Origin of the sequence: Roseovarius sp. TE539 (assembly GCF_003298505.1) — a bacterium.
GTDB lineage: Bacteria > Pseudomonadota > Alphaproteobacteria > Rhodobacterales > Rhodobacteraceae > Roseovarius.
This window is the reverse complement of the sequence record NZ_QNGB01000022.1, coordinates 39,855-57,522: the sequence shown is the minus strand read 5'-3', so window position 1 is coordinate 57,522 and position 17,668 is coordinate 39,855. Positions and strand designations below refer to the sequence as shown.

The window sequence follows — 17,668 nt, the reverse complement described above, 5'->3', positions numbered from 1 at the left end:
TTTTCAATAAGATCAAACGCTTCCGCAGGATCGCATTGCGTTGCGAGAAATCCGTCAGCTCATTCAAAGCCTTCGTTGATCTCGCATGCGCAATGGCTTGGATCAGCTAAATGCAGACGCCGCCTAGGGGGCGGCGCCGTTTTCTTGGGTTGCCGTGCATTGGGGATGGAACAGCAACCGACAGGCACCGGTCACTGACCCGACCAATAAGGCCAGCGACCGGAATTCCGGCAAGGAGCCGGCAAACCGAAGAGCCTTGAAATCCCAAGGGTTTTCGGTCCGATGTTCCCAGGTGTCAAAACCTCCACTCACGGAACATCATCATCATGCGCGTTTTCGGGGCCGGGCAAAAGTAAGGGAATCCTTACCTCGAACCGCCGATCAGGGATCGAGCAGGAAGATCTGGTTCTGGAATGCTGCCTTGAGCACCGCCTGCGCTGTGGTTTCCACGCAAAGGGCATCACGGGCCAGCCTCAGATGCTTTTCCACCGTTGCCGGCGTAAGCTCCATGATCAGGGCGATATCCTGAACCGTCTTGCCGTCGCCGACCCATCCCAGCACCTCGCGCTGGCGTGCCGTGAGGGTGCGCCCGCGCGTGGTATAGGGCAGGGCGAGGATGCGCAGGTGCACGATGGTATTCAGCGCCTGTATGTCCTCACCATGTTCGGCCCAAATCGCATCCGCGTCGTCCTGTGAGAGCCCGCGCCGGGCCGTCAGCGCGATCGCCCCCTTGGTGCGCGGCGATACCGACGTGAAACTGATCGAATAGCCGGCTGTCACCCCGTGTGCGGCATTGAACTCCATCACCCGCCGTTCCTGAGAACTCAGCATCTCGCTGTTGACGCGATCGCGCAGCACCGACCACGAACAGGCCCCGTCATTGTGCAGCGCCCACTTTACCATCGGGGCGTGGAAATACAGGCCTTCGCCGATGAACACGTCGGTATATTCGGGCTCGTGATTGGTCAGCAGCACGAAATCGTCCGGATCACCCAGCGAATTGCCGGTCCGGTAGCGCGTGGCGCCATAGATCAGGCGATCGAAGCCAAATTCGGCCATCCGCTTTACATGCATGTTCCAGAGTTCCTCGATTCCCGAGGCGTCGAGCAGAGCGTTCAGCTCGCTCGTCGGGATCAAGGTTCGATCTCCAGCTGGCCTGCAAGGGCATCCAGTGCGAGCGTGTATCCCGCAGCCCCGAATCCGCAAATGACGCCCAGGGCGACCGGTGCGATGTAGGAGTGGTGCCGGAACGCGTCGCGGGCGTGGATGTTGGACAGGTGCAGTTCGATCACAGGCAGGGCGACGGCGCTGATCGCGTCGCGCAGTGCGATCGAGGTATGCGTGTAGGCGCCCGCATTCAGGACGATGCCATCATGAACACCGCGCGCTGACTGGATCAGGTCCAAGAGGGTACCTTCGCTGTTGCTTTGCTCGACCGTCACGCTGATGCCGCGCGCAGCACCATGATCCCGACAGCGGCGGGATATGTCCTCAAGCGTGGTGTGGCCGTAGATTTCTGGTTGCCGTGTGCCCAGCATGTTGAGGTTGGGGCCATTGAGGATCAGGATGGAGGTCATGGTCTGGCAGTGTCCTTTGTGACAGGCCGTAGCGCGAATTCCTTGCCCTTGTCGAGTTTTCACACGCATGCCGGCCTGATTTTCCGGCCGCCGGTGCAGAAGTGCCATCAGGCGGGCGCCGTTTTCAATATTGAAATCATCTGGTAACTGACAGTTAACAATAAGAATATTGGAGTTTTAGCGGGAGTTCATACACTCCTATTTTATTAACATAATACTGATTATGCGCTTTATGCATGATACCATACGAAGGACTCGCCCACTGGCATCAGCGCCTTTCGGAGATCATGTGCACCAGCCTTGCCCCGGTTTCGAAAAACCGGGTGCGCAGCCCGGGCAGTCTTTCGTGGTGGGCACCGACAGACCCGATCGGCAAATCGGCCTCGTCCCCATCCAGCAATGCTCTGGCCGCGGCCTGTCCGAAAACCGTTCCGGGAGCGATGCCGCGACCGGAATAACCGAAAACGGCATATCCACCCTCTCCAATACGCATGATGCGCGGAAGATGGTCTTCGGTCATGGATATCTTCCCGGCCCAGGCATGGGTGATCGCGGCATCCGCCAGACGCGGGAACAGCCTTTCCAGCTTGCGCCGTGCCCACCCCGCTTGAATGCCCAGGGCGTCGGCATCGCCCATCCCGCCAAGGATCACGCGCCCCGTCGCATCGCGCCTCAGCGACGACATGATCAACCCGGTATCCCAGCATCCTTCGCCACCCGGCAGAACATCCCCGGCCAGGTTGGCGCCGAGCGGTTCCGTCGCCAGCTGAAAGTAATTCACGACGGGAACATCCGGGGGATCCACCGGTCCCAACGCGCGGTGGTAGGCATTGGTCGCAAGCAAAAGACGGCTGGCTGTCAAGGTTCCGCCCGCGGTCCGCAGACACCATTCACCGTTTTGTTCAAAAATACCCTCTACCCGGCTGTTTTCAAATATTTTTGCACCGTTTCCTGCCGCCGCGCGCGCAAGGCCGCGCGCATAGGCCAGCGGTTGGAGCGTGCCTGCCCGCGCATCATGCAAAGCCCCGTGAAACCGGTCAGTTCCGGTGCGGTCGCATGCCTCCTGTCCATCGAGAAGAGTGACCGGAGCGCCGCGCGCCACCATTTGCGCGTGCCGTTTGCGCAGGTCCGACACCCCTCGTGGCGCATGGGCCAGATGCAGCGTGCCGTTTCGCACCGGTTCGCAGGCGATGCGGTGGCGGTCAATCAGTCCGAAGACCTCGTCCGGCGCCGCGGCAAGGATCCTGTTCAGGCGCTCGCCGGCAGATGCCCCCAACGTTTCAGCTACCGCATCGGGCGGCAGCCAAAGGCCGGCATTGACCAGCCCGACATTACGGCCCGATCCGCCGTGACCGATCGTTTCAGCCTCCAGCAAGGTCACATCTGCCCCCTGCCCGGCAGCTTCAAGCGCGGCCGCACAGCCGGTGAACCCGCCACCGACAATGGCCAGTTCGGTCTTGTGGACCCCCTCCAGCGGTGGCGCTGAAAACACCTCGCCAGCGCTTTCGCGCCACAGGACGGACAGATCAGACATTCACCGCCCCTCGCCGAAACTTGATGAAGGTTGCGGCTGAAAGGTTTGATGAAAAATCAAAATCAGGCAAGGCCATATGTGGCGCGTTCGGAGTTCGGTCCGGGGCTTGATCTATACGGAAGAATGAGGTCATCCCCATAGCCTGCCCGCTTGTCGTACCCGGTGCAATGGGTGTCAGAAAAATGCCTGCAACCCGGTTTGCGCCCGCCCGAGGATGAGCGCGTGAACATCATGCGTGCCTTCGTATGTGTTCACCGTCTCCAGGTTCACCATGTGACGGATCACCTGATATTCCAGACTGATCCCGTTTCCGCCGTGCATGTCGCGCGCCATGCGCGCCACGTCCAGCGCCTTGCCGCAATTGTTGCGCTTGATCAGGCTGATCATCTCGGGGGCGGCACTTGCCTTGTCCATTAGGCGCCCCACCTGCAGCGCCGCCTGCAGCCCGAGCGCGATCTCGGTCTGCATGTCGGCAAGTTTCTTCTGGTAAAGCTGGGTCTGTGCAAGGGGGCGTTTGAACTGCTGACGGTCCAGCCCGTATTGCCGCGCCGCGTGCCAGCACGTTTCCGCGGCCCCCATCACGCCCCAGGCAATGCCATAACGGGCCCGGTTCAGACAGCCGAAAGGCCCTTTGAGACCCTGGACGTTCGGTAGCAACGCATCTTCGCCCACCTCGACATCGTCCATCACGATTTCGCCGGTGATGGAGGCACGCAGGGACATCTTGCCGTCGATCTTCGGGGCGCTCAGCCCCTTCATCCCCTTTTCGAGAACGAAACCCCGGATCTTTCCGTCATGCGCGTCCGATTTTGCCCAGACGACGAAGACATCCGCGATCGGGCTGTTTGAGATCCAGGTCTTGGTACCACTCAGGCGGTATCCGCCGTCAACCTTGCGGGCCCGTGTCTTCATTCCCGCCGGATCACTGCCGGCATCCGGTTCCGTCAGGCCGAAGCACCCGATGAGATCCCCCGCCGCCAATCCGGGCAGGTATTTGCGGCGCTGGTCCTCGCTTCCGTAAGCATGGATGGGATACATCACCAGGCTGGACTGAACGCTCATCATGCTGCGGTACCCGGAATCGACACGCTCCACTTCCCGTGCGACAAGCCCATAACCGACATAGCCCGCGCCCAGCCCTCCGTACGTCTCGGGGATGGTCGTGCCCAGAAGCCCCATTTCCCCCATCTCGCGGAAGATCCCGGGATCGGTCCGTTCGTCGCGGAATGCCTCCGTCACCCGCGGTTGCAGCTTCTCCTGCGCGTAGGCGCGGGCGCTCTCGGCGATCATGCGTTCGTCTTCTTCAAGCTGTTCGGTGAGCCGGAGGGGATCCTGCCAATCGAACTGCCCGAGATCGGGTGCGTCCTTGGCGGTCAACGCAGGAGAATCGAGGGACATGACGACACCTTTCTTGAGATCTTGCAATGTTTCATGGGAAGAATACCCCGCGTATTTTGATAATTACAGCGACAATTCGGCAAGGATACATGAGAAAACCGCAAGCATTTCCGGAATCACGGCGGTTCCTGCCCTCCATCGCCGCATTGCGGGCGCTGGAGGCGCTGGACCGGTTGGGCAGTGCCACCGCCGCAGCCGAGGCGCTGAATCTCACACAAGGGGCTGTCAGCCGCCAATTGCGCGGGCTGGAGACTCAGCTGGGGATTACGCTGTTCCTGCGCGAGGGGCGCGGCATACGCCTGACGCCCGAGGGCGCCCGCTATGCCGGCGAGATCCGCGAGGCGTTGCAGCAGATCGCCCGTGCATCCCTCAGGCTTTCGGTCAATCCGGCCGGTGGAACCCTGGACCTGGCGATCCTGCCAACCTTCGGAATGCGGTGGCTGGTGCCCCGGCTTCCCGATTTCGCGCGCCGCCACCCGGAAATCACCGTCAACCTCGCCACACGGTTGAAGCCGTTCAACTTCGCCTCGGATTCGTTTGATGCGGCGATACATTTCGGTGATGGCGACTGGCCGGGAACACAGGCGCTGCGCCTTCGGGACGAAGCTGTCATCGCCGTCTGCTCACCGGCACTGCTGCCCGACGGGCCGCTGACGGCTGCGTCGGAGGTGCTGCGCCTGCCGCTCCTGCACATCGAAACGCGGCCGGACGCCTGGTCAGACTGGCTGCGTGCGCATGGTGTCGAGGACAGTCCGACCAGCGGCACGATCCATGACCAGTTCTCGACCATCACGCAGGCCGCGCTGCACGGTCTGGGGGTCGCGCTTTTGCCCGACTACCTGGCTGAACAGGATCTGGCCACCGGCCGTCTGGCACGGGTCTGGGGCGAGGCGACGCCGATGCCCGGCGCGTACCATCTTGTCTGGCCTTCCGAGCATGCCGAGGATCCGGTTCTTGGCGCCTTCCGCGACTGGCTGTCGGGACAGGCCGAGGACGAGGATCCGCTGCCCCGCTGAACGGTTGACCGGACTGACGCCGGAATTTTCAGCCAAGCGCGTATCCCGCCCCGCGCACGGTGCGTAGGGGATCGGACCCGCCATGCTGACACAGGGCTTTCCTGAGCCGGCCGATATGCACGTCCACGGTGCGGGTATCCACATAGATATCCCGTCCCCACACCCGATCGAGCAGCTGTTCGCGGCTCCAGACACGACCGGGCTTTTCCATGAAGGTGGCCAGAAGCCGGAATTCCGTGGGTCCCAGTTTCAGGGGTTTGTCGGCGCGGGTGACCCTGTGGGTTTCCGAGTCGAGCACGATATCGGTGTATTCCAGCCGTTCACCCACAGTCGCCGGGCGCGTCCGCCGCAGCTGCGCGCGAACCCGGGCCATCAGTTCGACAACCGAATAGGGCTTGACCACGTAATCGTCCGCCCCGGTCTCGAGTCCGCGCACCCGGTCCACCTCCTCGGAACGGGCCGACAGCATGATGATCGGGACGCCGCGGGTTTCCGAACGGGTCTTGAGCTGCCGGCATACCTCGATGCCCGAGACATTGGGCAGCATCCAGTCCAGCACGATGATGTCCGGTGCTGCCTCCTCGACCAGCATCAGCGCCTCTTCGCCGTTGCCGGCTCGGGTGACGCGGAAACCGTCCGCTTCCAGGTTGTAGGCCAGCACTTCGCGCTGTGCCGGCTCGTCCTCGACCAGAAGGACAGTGGGGTGTTCCGGAGACATTGCCCTCATAGACCTCGCTTATTTGCCGCCACTCGGTGCGACGGCAGGATCCGTGGATGTCTTGTCGCTTTTCGGGCGTTTGTCCTCGGGCATCTCCCCGGTCACCAGATAGATCACCTGCTCGGCGATGGAGGTGACGTGATCGCCCATGCGTTCGGTATTCTTGGCCATGAAATGCAGGTGCATGCAGGCGGTGATGTTGCGCGGATCCTCCATCATGAACGTCAGGAACTCGCGGAACAGGGCATTGTACATCTGGTCGACGTCATGATCGCGATGCATCACGTCACGGGCCAGGTCGGCGTCGCGCTGGATGTAGGCATCAAGCGCGTCCTTGAGCATCCGCTCGACCTCGCGGGCCATGCGGCGCAAGGCGGCCGGCGATCCGTCGATCGGTGTCATCTGGGACAGAACCGTGGTGCGCTTGGCCATGTTCTTGGCGTAGTCACCTATCCGCTCGAGGTTGGCACTGATCTTCATCACGCTGAGGATCAACCGCAGGTCCACTGCCGTGGGCGCCCGCAACGCGATCACGCGCGCCGCTTCCTCGTTGATCTGCTCTTCCAGCAAATCAACCGCACGATCACCATCGCGAACCTTCTCGGCAAGTTCCTCGTCACGGTATTCCAGCGATTTGGCCGCGTCGATTATCGCCTCTTCGACCAGCCCGCCCATCTTCATGATCAGCGCCTGTATGGATTCCAGGTCCCGGTCGAAAGCCGAGGCTATGTGTTCGTCCTGCATTTGGGCTCTCCTCAGCCGATCCGTCCGGTAATGTAGCTTTCTGTGCGCTCGTCATTCGGGTTGGTGAAGATGTGGCCCGTCTCGCCAAACTCCACCATGCTCCCGAGATGAAAGAACGCCGTCTTCTGGCTGACCCGCGCGGCCTGCTGCATCGAGTGGGTGACAATCACCACCGAAAAGTTGCTGCGAAGATCGTCGATCAGTTCCTCCACCTGCGAGGTGGCGATCGGGTCAAGCGCCGAGCAGGGTTCGTCCATCAGAAGAACCTCGGGTTCGGTGGCGACGGCGCGGGCGATGCACAGCCGCTGCTGCTGCCCGCCGGAAAGGCCGGTGCCCGGTGTTTCCAGCCTGTCCTTGGCCTCGTCCCAGAGCGCGGCGCGGCGCAGCGATTTCTCGACGATCTCGTCGAGTTCGCCCTTGGTCCGGGCCAGACCGTGTATCTTGGGGCCGTAGGCCACGTTGTCATAGATCGACTTCGGGAAAGGGTTGGGCTTCTGAAAGACCATGCCGACCTTCGCCCTGAGCTGAACAGGGTCGACGCGCTTGTCGTAGATATCCTCCCCGTCGAGACGTATGTCCCCCTCGACCCGGCAGACATCAATCGTGTCGTTCATCCGGTTCAGGCACCGCAGGAATGTGGATTTGCCGCAGCCCGACGGCCCGATGAAGGCGGTAACGGTCTTGTCCTCCAGGTCGACGTCCACATCCTTGATGGCGTGCGTGTCGCCGTAAAAGACTTGGACGTCACGTGCCGAAAACTTGATCTCTTTCTGGTCCACGTCTCTCTCCGAATTGGGCGTGTCATACATGGTAACGGCTCCTGTCAGGACTTACCAACGGCGCTCGAACCGGCGGCGCAGGATGATGGCGATAAGGTTCATGAGAACCAGAAATACCAGAAGCACGCAGATCGCCGCGGCGGTGCGCGCCTCGAAGGCGCGTTCAGGAAAATCCGACCAGCGGAAAACCTGCACCGGCAGAACGGTGGCACTGTCCGTGATGCTGCCCGGCACTTCGACGATAAAGGCGACCATGCCGATCATGATCAGCGGTGCGGTTTCGCCCAGGGCCTGCGCCATGCCGATGATCGTGCCGGTCAGGATACCGGGCATCGCCAGTGGCAGTACGTGATGGAAACTCGCCTGCACGTTGGACGCCCCGACCCCGAGCGCCGCATCCCGGATCGAGGGCGGCACCGCCCGGATCGCGGCCCGGGCCGCGATGATGATCGTCGGCAGCGTCATCAGCGCCAGAACGATACCACCAGCCAGCGGCGCCGAGCGCGGCACACCGAACACGTTCAGGAAAACCGCCAGCCCCAGCAGACCGAACACGATCGACGGCACCGCGGCAAGATTGTTGATGTTGACCTCGATGAAGTTCGTGAACCGGTTCTTGGGCGCGAACTCCTCAAGATAGATCGCCCCCAGAACACCGATGGGGAAGGCAAGGCTGAACGTCACCAGCATCGTCAGGAGCGAGCCGACCAGCGCGCCGCGGATACCCGCAAGCTCGGGCGCGCGACTGTCGGCGGCAGTGAAGAAGCGGGTGTTCAGCGTCTCCTTGATCTTGCCCTGGTCGCGGAGCGTCTCGATCCACGCGATCTGCCGGTCCGTGACCTTTCGATCCGCCTCAGGCAGTTCGGAGGTGTAGAGCGTCCAGTCATCGCTGTTCTCGATCGGCAGCGAGACTTGCGTCAGCAATTCGGCCTTGGCCGTCGCGCGATTGACTTCGGTGAGGCGCATCCAGCCGCCGCCGGCCTTGATCATGATCGAGATGTTCTCGTCATCCACCTTTTCTGCGCCTGACGCGCCCGCAGCACGGCGCTCGAGGGCGGCCGCCTCGTCGATCAGGTCCTGTTGTTTGGCCCGGGCGCTCTCGGCTTTTTCAAGCTGACGCTGCCGGTCTTCTTCGCTGTCGGCTTTTTCCGCGCGTTCCGTGTAGACCCGCACCGCGTTCTCCTGCCGCGCCGCCTTGGTGCGCAGGCTGTCGGCATCCTCGTAGAGATGCTGCTTGACCTGACGGAGCGCCGCCCCGAAATCGTTGGAGCTGGACGAGACCCGCAAATCACCGTCATCGCCTTCGAAGACGGTCAGCAGACCGCTGGCCTCCGCATCACGCAGCGCGCCGAATTCGCCCTTCAGGTAAAGGTCGGTGGTATCGGACGCCAGGAACTCGAAGGTCATCGTCTCGCCGATAAGGCCCGGTTCCGCGGCAATCCGGTCGCCCAGTTCGAAACTGGCCCCGCCCGAGATGATTTCCCCCAGTTCCCGCCCGGCGGTCCGGCCCGTCGCACGGGGAAACTGCGCTTCCATCATGGCTTCGGTCAGGTCTCCGAACTGTGCCCTCGCGATCTCATCCGTCGGTGTCTCGGCTGTGACGCCGATCACTTCGGGGTCGATCGTGATTTCCGAAACGACATAATGCTCGGTGACCGCCTTGGATGCCTGGGTCACGACCGATCCCAACAGCGCGACCAGCGCCGCGGCGGCCACGCCGATGGCGATGATGCCATACATCTTGAGCCGGAATTCGGCGGCGCGCCGTTGCTTGAGGCGTCCGGACCCGGCCGCAAGGCTGCCGTGGTCGAACCCGCCGGATGGAGGCGTTTGTGCGGTGGAATCAGCCATCTGTTCGGCCCTCAATCATAACGTTCGCGGTATCTGGCAACCAGTCGCTGGGCTGCCATGTTCATCAGAAGGGTCAGGACGAAAAGCGTGAAACCCAGCGTGAAGGCGGGACCGGCGGCCGTAGAAGCCTCGGTATCGCCGGTAATGAGGGCCACGATCTGCACGGTCACCGTGGTCACGGCCTCAAGGGGATTGGCGGTCAGGTTGGCCCCCTGCCCCGCGGCCATGACCACGATCATGGTCTCGCCGATAGCGCGGCTGATCGCCAGCAGAACCGCCGACACGATCCCCGGAAGCGCGGCAGGCAGCACCACCTGACGGATGGTTTCGGCCTTTGTCGCGCCAAGCCCCAGTGATCCGTCGCGCAGACTTTGCGGGACAGAGTTGATCACGTCGTCGCTGAGCGACGAGATGAAGGGAATGATCATGATTCCCATCACGATCCCGGCGGCGAGCGCGGATTCACTGGCCACGCGGATGCCGATCGCCTCGCCGGTGTCGCGCAGGAAGGGCGCCACGGTGATCGCCGCGAAAAAGCCGTAAACGACGGTGGGGATGCCGGCAAGGATCTCCAGCATCGGCTTGGCGTAGGAGCGCACTGTCTTGGAGGCGAAATCCGACAGGAAGATCGCCGCGAAAAGCCCCACAGGCACTGCCACCAGCATCGCGATCAGCGTGATCAGGAGCGTCCCCGCGAACAGCGGCAGCGCACCGACCTTTTCAGCGTCCATCTTGCCTTCGAAGACACCCGAAAGCGGGCTCCACGTGGTGCCGAAGATGAACTTGTGCAATTGCCAGTCGATCGCGTTGAAGAACCGGACGGTCTCGAAGATGAGCGAAAGCACGATCCCGATGGTTGTCAGGATCGCGATCACCGCCATCACCAGCAGCCCTGCACGGATCACCGTTTCCGAACGGTTCCGCGCCCGCCATTCCGGCGAGATGCTCAGGTAGGACAGGACCCCGCCAAGAATGGCCGCGCCCAATGTCAGGACGATCACCACCACGTTCCGGATCCGGTCCAGCCCGGCGAAGCGGTCCGCCACCTGCTCGCGCAGCATGTCACTGCCGGACGATATGCGGCCATCGGCGATGGCGCGGGCGTCGGACAGGATGAGTTGATGCTCGATAAGGGGCGCATCCGGCCGGGCCTGGGCAATCTCGTTCATCAAGGTCGAGGTGATGAACCATGTGGCGCCGATCGTCGATATCACCAACACGCCCAACCCGGCCATCAGGACCCAAAGGGCGCTGTGCAGGCCGTGATAGGATGGGCGTGAATGCAGCGCGGCATCCCCGGCCGCGTCAACCCGGGCGGCACGGTTCCGCGACGCAAGATAGGCCGCGGCGGCAAGGACGAGGACGAGGGCGAAAAGGGTGAACACCATCTTGAAACGGCTCCGAAGGCAGGCGGCCCCGACATTCAGTCGGCCGGAAGGTGCCGGAGGCGGCAGGATGCCGCCCCCGGCGTGTCGTCAGGGATCGCTTTTGCGAAGCCTGTCAGTAGTTGTCGACCGTCAGGGCCGGGAGGTTCTCCACCGCGTCCTTGTTCGACGCCATCAGGTCATCGCCGACCGGGATCAGGCCCAGCTCGGGCAGGTAGCCGTCGGGGCCGTTCGCGCTGACGAATTCCTGTGCGTATTCGATCACGCCCGGGATGACGCCGACATGCGCGTGCTTAATGTAGAAGAACATCGAGCGCGAGACCGGGTACTCACCCGACGCGATGTTGTCGAAGGTCGGCTCGACGCCATCGATCACGGCGCCCTTGATGGCATCCTGATTCTGGTCGAGGAACGAGAACCCGAAGATGCCGAGCGCCCGGTCGTTGGCTTCCAGCTTGGAGACGATCAGGTTGTCGTTCTCGCCGGCCTCGACGAAGGCGCCGTCTTCGCGGATTTCCATGCCGGCCTCTTCGCAGTCTTCACCGCCGGCCTCTTCACAGCCCTTTTCCATCACCAGCTCTTCGAAAGCATCACGGGTACCGGATGTCGGCGGGGGGCCCAGCACCTCGATTTCCTCGGCGGGCAGGGCAGGGTCGATCTCGTCCCAGGTGGTCGGCTTGGGGCCGTTCGCGGCCAGGGCTTCCCAGATCTGCGCGCGGCTCAGTTCGTAGTCCGGACCCGAATCGGCGTTGGCAACGACGATACCGTCATAGCCGGCGACGACCTCGGTGAAGTCCACACCGTTCTCGGCGCAGGTCTTGACTTCCTTCATCTTCACGCGGCGCGAGGCGTTGGTGATGTCGGGATGCTCGGCGCCAACACCGGCACAGAACAGTTTCAGGCCACCGCCCGACCCGGTCGATTCAACGACGGGTGTGGGGAATTCCGTGGATTTGCCGAACTGTTCGGCCACGGCTGTCGCGAAGGGGAAAACGGTGGATGAACCGACGATGCGGATCTGGTCACGTGCCGCGGCGGCGGTTGCCGACACGGCAATGATGGCCGCAGCAGAAACGGACATTCTTGCAAAGGACATGGATAGCTCCTGATTTCATGTGTTCCGGTCACCGCGATGTGATGACCTCATGGCGGGTGCTATTCGGCCACGGCAAAGCTTTTGTTACGTTTTTGTAACGCTTTTATGACAGACGATGATTTCATCGCCCGCGGGTTGGTGCATCAAGGCTCAGCTTTGGGATCCCATCGGAAGTATGACCTTGAATTCGCTTCCCTTTCCAACGCTGCTGGCGATGCGGAAACGCCCGCGATGGCGGTTGATGATATGTTTCACGATCGCCAGGCCCAGGCCGGTTCCGCCCATCTCGCGGGAGCGATGGGGGTCGACGCGATAGAATCGCTCGGTCAGACGGGGGATATGCACTTCCTCGATCCCCGGCCCCTCGTCGCGCACCGTGACGATGGCCGCCGGTCCGCGAAGACCCGGTTCGTGGCCGGAGGAGCGGGCGCGAACGTGAACGCTCTTGCCCGAACCGCCATATTTGATCGCGTTCTCGATCAGGTTGGTGAAGACCTGCCTGAGCTGATCTGCGTCTGCCGGCACCGGCAGTATCCCGTCGGGCAGCTCCAGCACCAGTGTAACATCCGCGTCCCGCGCCACCGGTGCCAGCGCATCCCTGACAGATCCAAGAAGGTCGTTCAGGTCAACCCGTTCCGTCGGCCGGACGCGTTCCTGGCTTTCCACCCGGCTCAGCGAGAGCAGATCGCGCACCAGCCGCTCCATGCGGGTCGCCTCCACCATCATCGTGGCCAGGAAACGGTCGCGGGCGGCGGCATCCTCGCGCGCCGGCCCGCGCAGTGTTTCGATGAACCCGAGCAGCGCGGTGAGCGGGGTGCGCAGCTCGTGACTCACGTTGGCAACGAAGTCCCGCCGCATCTGGCTGACCTGTTCCAGATGCGTCACATCCTCGAAGCAGACCAGCGCGCCGCCATGCCCCGCCCCGCCAAGGGTGACATGGGCGACGGAAACATCGAATGTCGTGTCCTGCGCGCCGTCATTGGACAGGTATCGGGTCTCCCGCTTCTGACGGTCCCGCAGGCAGGCCTCGACCGCATCAAGGACCGTCGGCTGGCGCAGTGCGGTGATGAAGTGGCGCCCCACGATGGCGCGTCCCAGAAGCGCCCCGGCCCCCTCGTTGGCCCCGATGATGCGCTCGTCCTGCCCGATCAGCAACGCCGGAAGCGGCAGGCCCTGAAGCAAGGTCCGGATCGTTTCATCCGTCATTCGTCATCCACCGCGCGGCCCCGGCAACGGGATCACAGCGCAACCAGCCCGTCCCGGAACCGGCGCATGTTCTGCTGGTAATGCAGCGCGCTGGCCCTCAGGCCCTCGATCGCCTCGTCGTCAAGCCGGCGCACCACCTTGCCCGGCACCCCCATGACAAGCGAGCCTTCCGGGATTTCCTTGCCTTCGGTGACAAGTGCTCCCGCGCCGACCAGGCTGTTGCGACCGATATGCGCGCCGTTGAGGATCGTCGCGCCCATCCCGATCAGAACGTTGTCCTCCAGGGTGCAACCGTGCAGCATCGCCTTGTGCCCGACCGTGCAACCCGCCCCGATCGCCAGGGGATACCCCATGTCGGTATGCATCACGGTGTTTTCCTGTACGTTCGTTCCCGTGCCCAGGGTGATGGGTTCATTGTCCCCCCGCAGGGTACTGCCGAACCAGACCGAAACGGCACTTTCCACGATCACCCGACCAATCAGGTTGGCATCGGGGGCGATCCAGAAATCAGCGTCTTCGGGCAGAACCGGGGCATGGCCGTCCAGCGCATAAATCGTCATGTCTTCTCCTCGAATTCGGTTTGCAGCCTGCGCACGTGATCGACCAGTTGCGGCTGGCGGCTCCGGCGCAGGCGCTCGGCGGTGATGATCGTCGTCAGGCGCGACTCCGTGGCGTCGAGATCGTCGTTGATCAGCACGTAATCATATGCATCCCAGTGGCTTATCTCGTCCCAGCTCTTCTGCATCCGCCGCGCGATCACCTCGGGGCTGTCCTGCCCGCGGCCCTCCAGCCGCCGGCGCAGCTCCGGGATCGACGGCGGCAGCAGGAAGATCGACAGGACACTGTCCTTCAGCGGCGAATTGCGGATCTGCTGAGCCCCCTGCCAGTCGACATCGAAGAGAACGTCCGCCCCGTCCAGGATCGACCGTTCCACCGGCCCGCGCGGCGAGCCGTAGAAATTGCCGAAGACATGCGCGTGCTCCAGCATCCCGCCGGCCTTGACCTCGGCCTTGAACCGCGCCTCGTCCATGAAATGATACTCGCGGCCATCGACCTCCCCGTCGCGTGGTGCGCGCGTCGTGGCCGAGACCGAGAAGGTGATCGTCGGATCCCAGTCCCGCAGACGTCGCGACAGGGTGGATTTGCCGGCCCCCGACGGTGACGAGAGTATGATCAGTAGTCCCCGCCGATCAGTCATGCCTGCAACTGTCCTTCATCTTTCCCGAAATACTCACATCCGGTCCCCTGGCCGTCATTCCACATTCTGCACCTGTTCGCGCATCTGCTCGATCATCGCCTTGAGCTCCAGGCCGATGCCCGTAAGCGGCGCCGATTGCGCCTTGGAACACAGGGTATTCGCTTCGCGGTTGAACTCCTGTGCCAGAAAATCCAGCTTGCGCCCGATCGGAGATCCCTGTGCCAGCAGCTCGCGCGCCGCGGTCACATGGGCGCGCAGCCGGTCGATTTCCTCGGTGACGTCGGCTTTCACGGCCAACAGCGCCAGTTCCTGTGCAACCCGCGCGGCGTCGGCCCCTTCGGCATTCGACATCACCCGCTCCAGGGCGGCCCGGAACGCCGACTCGGCCTCCGGCCGCCGCGCCTCGGCAGCATCCCGGGCGGCGTCTGTCAGGCGCGCGATCTCGTCCAGATGGCCGTTCAGGACAGTCTCGAGAACGGCACCCTCGGCGGCGCGCATCCGGTCATGGTCGGCGATCAGGTTCTCGGCATCGGCCAGCAACGCATCACGCAGCACGGCGGTCCCTGCCGGCGCGGTGCCCGCCTCGCTTTCCGGCTCCAGCACTCCACGCTGCGCCAGAATGTCACCCGGACGCGCCGGGGCCAGCGACAGGCCGCGCTCCATCGCGCGGGCCTCGACTGACGCCATCGCAGAGAGCACCCTTTCCAGCTGCGCCTCGTTCAGGGTCAGCCGCCCGGTCTCTTCGCCGGCCTGCATCCGCAAAGAGAGCGTGACATTGCCACGCACCAGCGTCTTGCCCAGAAGCTCCCTGAGCCCGGCTTCCAATCCCTCGATCCAGTCCGGCAGGCGCAGCCGCAGTTCCAGCCCGCGGCCGTTGACGCTGCGCAGCTCCCAGCTCCAGCCCCGGCCCTCGTGCGCACCGCGCCCCGAGGCAAAACCCGTCATCGACCTGAGCACCCTGTCCTCCCGGCTTGTCCGGGATCCGTCCTACGCGCTGCAACCCGGGCTGGCAAGCACCGCCAGCACGCCGGCACACTGCAGGACGGGTTAACCAGTTGCTGCGGATTTTAGACAAAACCGACGACAAATGTGGCAGTCTGCTCCCGGCGCCCTGCGCGTCCGGCTTCGGGCTTCCACCGCATCGCGGGAAACCAGGGTGTAGCGCCGCAGGGACACGCAGCCCGGTCACGGGCGTTCATGCAAAGGGAGGCACGATGATGTCGGACGATTCATGCAAGACGCCAGACCACGGAAATGTCCTCGGATTCCGGTCGGGGGCGGCAGTGGCCCCGACCGGCCGGGACAGCGCCCTGTCGGCCCTCGTTGGGTACTGGGCAGGGATGTGCGACGGGGCGCAGGTTCCGCGCCGCTCGGACGTCGATCCGCGACGGATCGGGGCGCTTCTGTCAAACGCCTTCATCGCCGAACGGATCGCGCCCGGTCATGCCAGGCTGCGGATTGCCGGGATGCACCTGACCGAGCTGATGGGCATGGAGGTGCGGGGCCTGCCTCTCAGCGCCTTCATCGCCCCCGCCGGCCGGGACCGGCTGGCCGACGGGCTGGTGCGGCTGTTCGATCAGCCGGCCACCCTTCGGCTTGATCTGGTGTTGCGCGGCGACGGTCGGGGCCGGGCGGCTGCAACGGGCACGATGGTCCTGTTGCCCCTGCGCAGCGACATGGGCGACGTGTCACGCGCCCTGGGCTGCCTGATCACCACCGCGCCGCCGGGCGCGGCACCTGTCCGCTTCGACATCCGCGACTGCAAGGCAACACCGGTCCTTCGGGATACCGGCCCGCCACCCGCCGCCGGCCCCTGCCCCGCCAGGGGCCGCGCGGATGCGCTCCTTCGGTACGATGCGGCCCCCGGCATCCGGTCCGGCGAGCGCCCTTACCTGCGCCTGGTGAAATCCGACACCTGAGATGCCTCTCGGCCGCGCACCACTGCTTGCGCCCGGCCCGCGCTTCGCTAAGGTCGGCAGAGGCGCCGGCACACGGCATCGGGGGCCAGCATCATGACGACCATCGCGACCGTCGAGGTCACACCGCTACGTCTGCCACTCAGGCGGCCCTACATCTGGTCGCAGGGTGTGGAGCAGGCCTTCACGGTCAACCTCATCCGGATCACCGACAGCGAGGGACGCCAAGGGATCGGTGAAACCCCCGCAATGCCGGATGCCGAGGCACAAAAGCGGGTGCTCGAAAAGATCGGTGGCGATCTGATCGGGCAAGTCCCTTTCGACATCACACAATGCCTGATGCGCGCCGAAAAGGCGTATTTCCGCGCCTTCGGCGCCAACATGCCGCGCTATTTCGCCACCCTGGCCACGGGGCTGGAAATGGCCGCCCTGGATTTGCAGGGCCGGATCACCGGCCGGCCGGTCCGGGATCTTCTGGGCGGACAGGTGCGCGACACGGTGGGATATTTCCATTTTCTGCAAGGCGATACGCCCGACATGCTGGCCGAGGACGCCGCGCAGGCGGCGCGCGACGGACACCCGATCCTGTATCTCAAGGTGGGACTCGGCGACGCAGCGGATCTTGCGGCGGTGCGGGCCGTGCGCGCCGCGGCCCCTGAAACGCGCCTGCGCCTTGATGCGAACGAAGCATGGGACCAGGCCCGAGCCATGCGTATGATGACCGTGCTGAAACCTTACGGCATCGAGTATATCGAGCAGCCCACCCCGGCCGCCTCGCAGGCCGCGCTGGCCCATGTGGCGGCGCGTGCTCCGATCGCCATCGGCGCGGACCAGAGTGTCTTTACCCTTTCGGAGGTGCACACCGCCTGCACCACCCACCGGGCGGACATGATCGCCGTCGGCCCGCGCGAACTTGGTGGGCTGCGCGCGCTTATGAAGGCCGCGGCGGTGACCGAGGCGGCGGGAGTGCCGCTGTGCATCCATTCCTCCATGACCTCCGGAATCACCACATGCGCGGAACACGAGGCGGGGCGCTGCATCCCCAATCTCGACGACGGCAACCAGATCATGTGGCAACTCTTGCGCCACGATCTGGTCCGTGAACCGCAGCTCGCTCCGGTAAGGGGGCAACTTTCCCTTCCCGCCCGGCCCGGGCTCGGGGTGGAGCTTGACGCGGACGTGGTGGCGGACGCGGCCGAGCGGCACCGGCATTTTGCCGCCTAGGGCAACGCCAGGTCCGCTCCCGGCCT

The 17,668-nt window shown here is 63.9% G+C and carries 16 protein-coding genes and 3 pseudogenes; 4 read left to right on the top strand and 15 right to left on the bottom strand.

Annotated features, from left to right (window positions below; all coding sequences use genetic code 11):
• Positions 1-110: pseudogene (locus DQW77_RS18575) on the top strand (IS5/IS1182 family transposase); the annotation flags it as partial.
• Positions 111-381: 271 nt separating this feature from the next.
• Here DQW77_RS18575 and DQW77_RS13500 read toward each other — a convergent pair.
• The 4 genes from DQW77_RS13500 to DQW77_RS13485 all read right to left on the bottom strand — a co-directional run bounded on the left by DQW77_RS13500 (position 382) and on the right by DQW77_RS13485 (position 4,509).
• The gene (locus DQW77_RS13500) at positions 382-1,137 is read right to left on the bottom strand and encodes a LuxR family transcriptional regulator (RefSeq protein ID WP_181711271.1); all 756 of its coding nucleotides are present in this window, start codon (positions 1,135-1,137) and stop codon (positions 382-384) included.
• Complete coding sequence (aroQ, locus tag DQW77_RS13495; RefSeq protein ID WP_113258760.1) at positions 1,134-1,577, bottom strand: type II 3-dehydroquinate dehydratase; 444 nt, start codon at positions 1,575-1,577, stop codon at positions 1,134-1,136. Before aroQ ends, DQW77_RS13500 begins: the two co-directional genes overlap by 4 nt.
• A 268-nt stretch (positions 1,578-1,845) precedes the next feature.
• Entirely contained in the window at positions 1,846-3,111 is a 1,266-nt protein-coding gene (locus tag DQW77_RS13490; RefSeq protein ID WP_113258759.1) for an FAD-binding oxidoreductase, read from the bottom strand.
• 174 nt (positions 3,112-3,285) lie between these two features.
• Positions 3,286-4,509 (bottom strand): acyl-CoA dehydrogenase, encoded by a 1,224-nt coding sequence (locus tag DQW77_RS13485; RefSeq protein ID WP_113258758.1) that lies wholly within the window; start codon positions 4,507-4,509, stop codon positions 3,286-3,288.
• 89 nt (positions 4,510-4,598) lie between these two features.
• Between DQW77_RS13485 and DQW77_RS13480 the strand changes: the two genes are divergently transcribed.
• Complete coding sequence (locus DQW77_RS13480) at positions 4,599-5,525, top strand: LysR substrate-binding domain-containing protein (protein ID WP_113258757.1); 927 nt, start codon at positions 4,599-4,601, stop codon at positions 5,523-5,525.
• Positions 5,526-5,553: 28 nt separating this feature from the next.
• Here the strand turns inward: DQW77_RS13480 and phoB are convergent, their stop codons facing one another.
• From phoB to DQW77_RS13430, 11 genes and pseudogenes are all read right to left on the bottom strand, one after another.
• Positions 5,554-6,243 (bottom strand): phosphate regulon transcriptional regulator PhoB, encoded by a 690-nt coding sequence (gene phoB, locus DQW77_RS13475; protein WP_113258756.1) that lies wholly within the window; start codon positions 6,241-6,243, stop codon positions 5,554-5,556.
• 18 nt (positions 6,244-6,261) lie between these two features.
• On the bottom strand, positions 6,262-6,987 hold the full coding sequence (gene phoU, locus DQW77_RS13470) for a phosphate signaling complex protein PhoU (RefSeq protein ID WP_113258755.1): 726 nt from the start codon (positions 6,985-6,987) through the stop codon (positions 6,262-6,264).
• 11 nt (positions 6,988-6,998) lie between these two features.
• Positions 6,999-7,796, bottom strand: a complete 798-nt coding sequence (pstB, locus tag DQW77_RS13465) for a phosphate ABC transporter ATP-binding protein PstB (RefSeq protein ID WP_113258754.1) — start codon at positions 7,794-7,796, stop codon at positions 6,999-7,001.
• Positions 7,797-7,817: 21 nt separating this feature from the next.
• Positions 7,818-8,636: pseudogene (gene pstA, locus DQW77_RS18570) on the bottom strand (phosphate ABC transporter permease PstA); the annotation flags it as partial.
• Positions 8,637-9,128: 492 nt separating this feature from the next.
• Positions 9,129-9,617: pseudogene (locus DQW77_RS18565) on the bottom strand (DUF3333 domain-containing protein); the annotation flags it as partial.
• Between the two features lie 11 nt (positions 9,618-9,628).
• The gene (pstC, locus tag DQW77_RS13455; RefSeq protein WP_113258752.1) at positions 9,629-11,005 is read right to left on the bottom strand and encodes a phosphate ABC transporter permease subunit PstC; all 1,377 of its coding nucleotides are present in this window, start codon (positions 11,003-11,005) and stop codon (positions 9,629-9,631) included.
• 112 nt (positions 11,006-11,117) lie between these two features.
• Positions 11,118-12,098: a substrate-binding domain-containing protein gene (locus tag DQW77_RS13450; RefSeq protein ID WP_113258751.1), complete on the bottom strand. Its 981-nt coding sequence runs from the start codon at positions 12,096-12,098 to the stop codon at positions 11,118-11,120.
• 150 nt (positions 12,099-12,248) lie between these two features.
• The gene (locus DQW77_RS13445) at positions 12,249-13,304 is read right to left on the bottom strand and encodes a cell wall metabolism sensor histidine kinase WalK (protein WP_113258750.1); all 1,056 of its coding nucleotides are present in this window, start codon (positions 13,302-13,304) and stop codon (positions 12,249-12,251) included.
• 32 nt (positions 13,305-13,336) lie between these two features.
• Complete coding sequence (locus DQW77_RS13440) at positions 13,337-13,864, bottom strand: gamma carbonic anhydrase family protein (RefSeq protein ID WP_113258749.1); 528 nt, start codon at positions 13,862-13,864, stop codon at positions 13,337-13,339.
• The gene (gmk, locus tag DQW77_RS13435) at positions 13,861-14,502 is read right to left on the bottom strand and encodes a guanylate kinase (RefSeq protein ID WP_113258748.1); all 642 of its coding nucleotides are present in this window, start codon (positions 14,500-14,502) and stop codon (positions 13,861-13,863) included. The genes DQW77_RS13440 and gmk overlap by 4 nt, the downstream gene beginning before the upstream one ends.
• Positions 14,503-14,556: 54 nt before the next feature.
• The gene (locus tag DQW77_RS13430; protein WP_113258747.1) at positions 14,557-15,447 is read right to left on the bottom strand and encodes a YicC/YloC family endoribonuclease; all 891 of its coding nucleotides are present in this window, start codon (positions 15,445-15,447) and stop codon (positions 14,557-14,559) included.
• Positions 15,448-15,719: 272 nt separating this feature from the next.
• Between DQW77_RS13430 and DQW77_RS13425 the strand changes: the two genes are divergently transcribed.
• Positions 15,720-16,421, top strand: a complete 702-nt coding sequence (locus DQW77_RS13425; RefSeq protein WP_113258764.1) for a PAS domain-containing protein — start codon at positions 15,720-15,722, stop codon at positions 16,419-16,421.
• 93 nt (positions 16,422-16,514) lie between these two features.
• The gene (locus DQW77_RS13420; protein ID WP_113258746.1) at positions 16,515-17,642 is read left to right on the top strand and encodes a mandelate racemase/muconate lactonizing enzyme family protein; all 1,128 of its coding nucleotides are present in this window, start codon (positions 16,515-16,517) and stop codon (positions 17,640-17,642) included.
• Positions 17,643-17,668 lie beyond the last annotated feature (26 nt).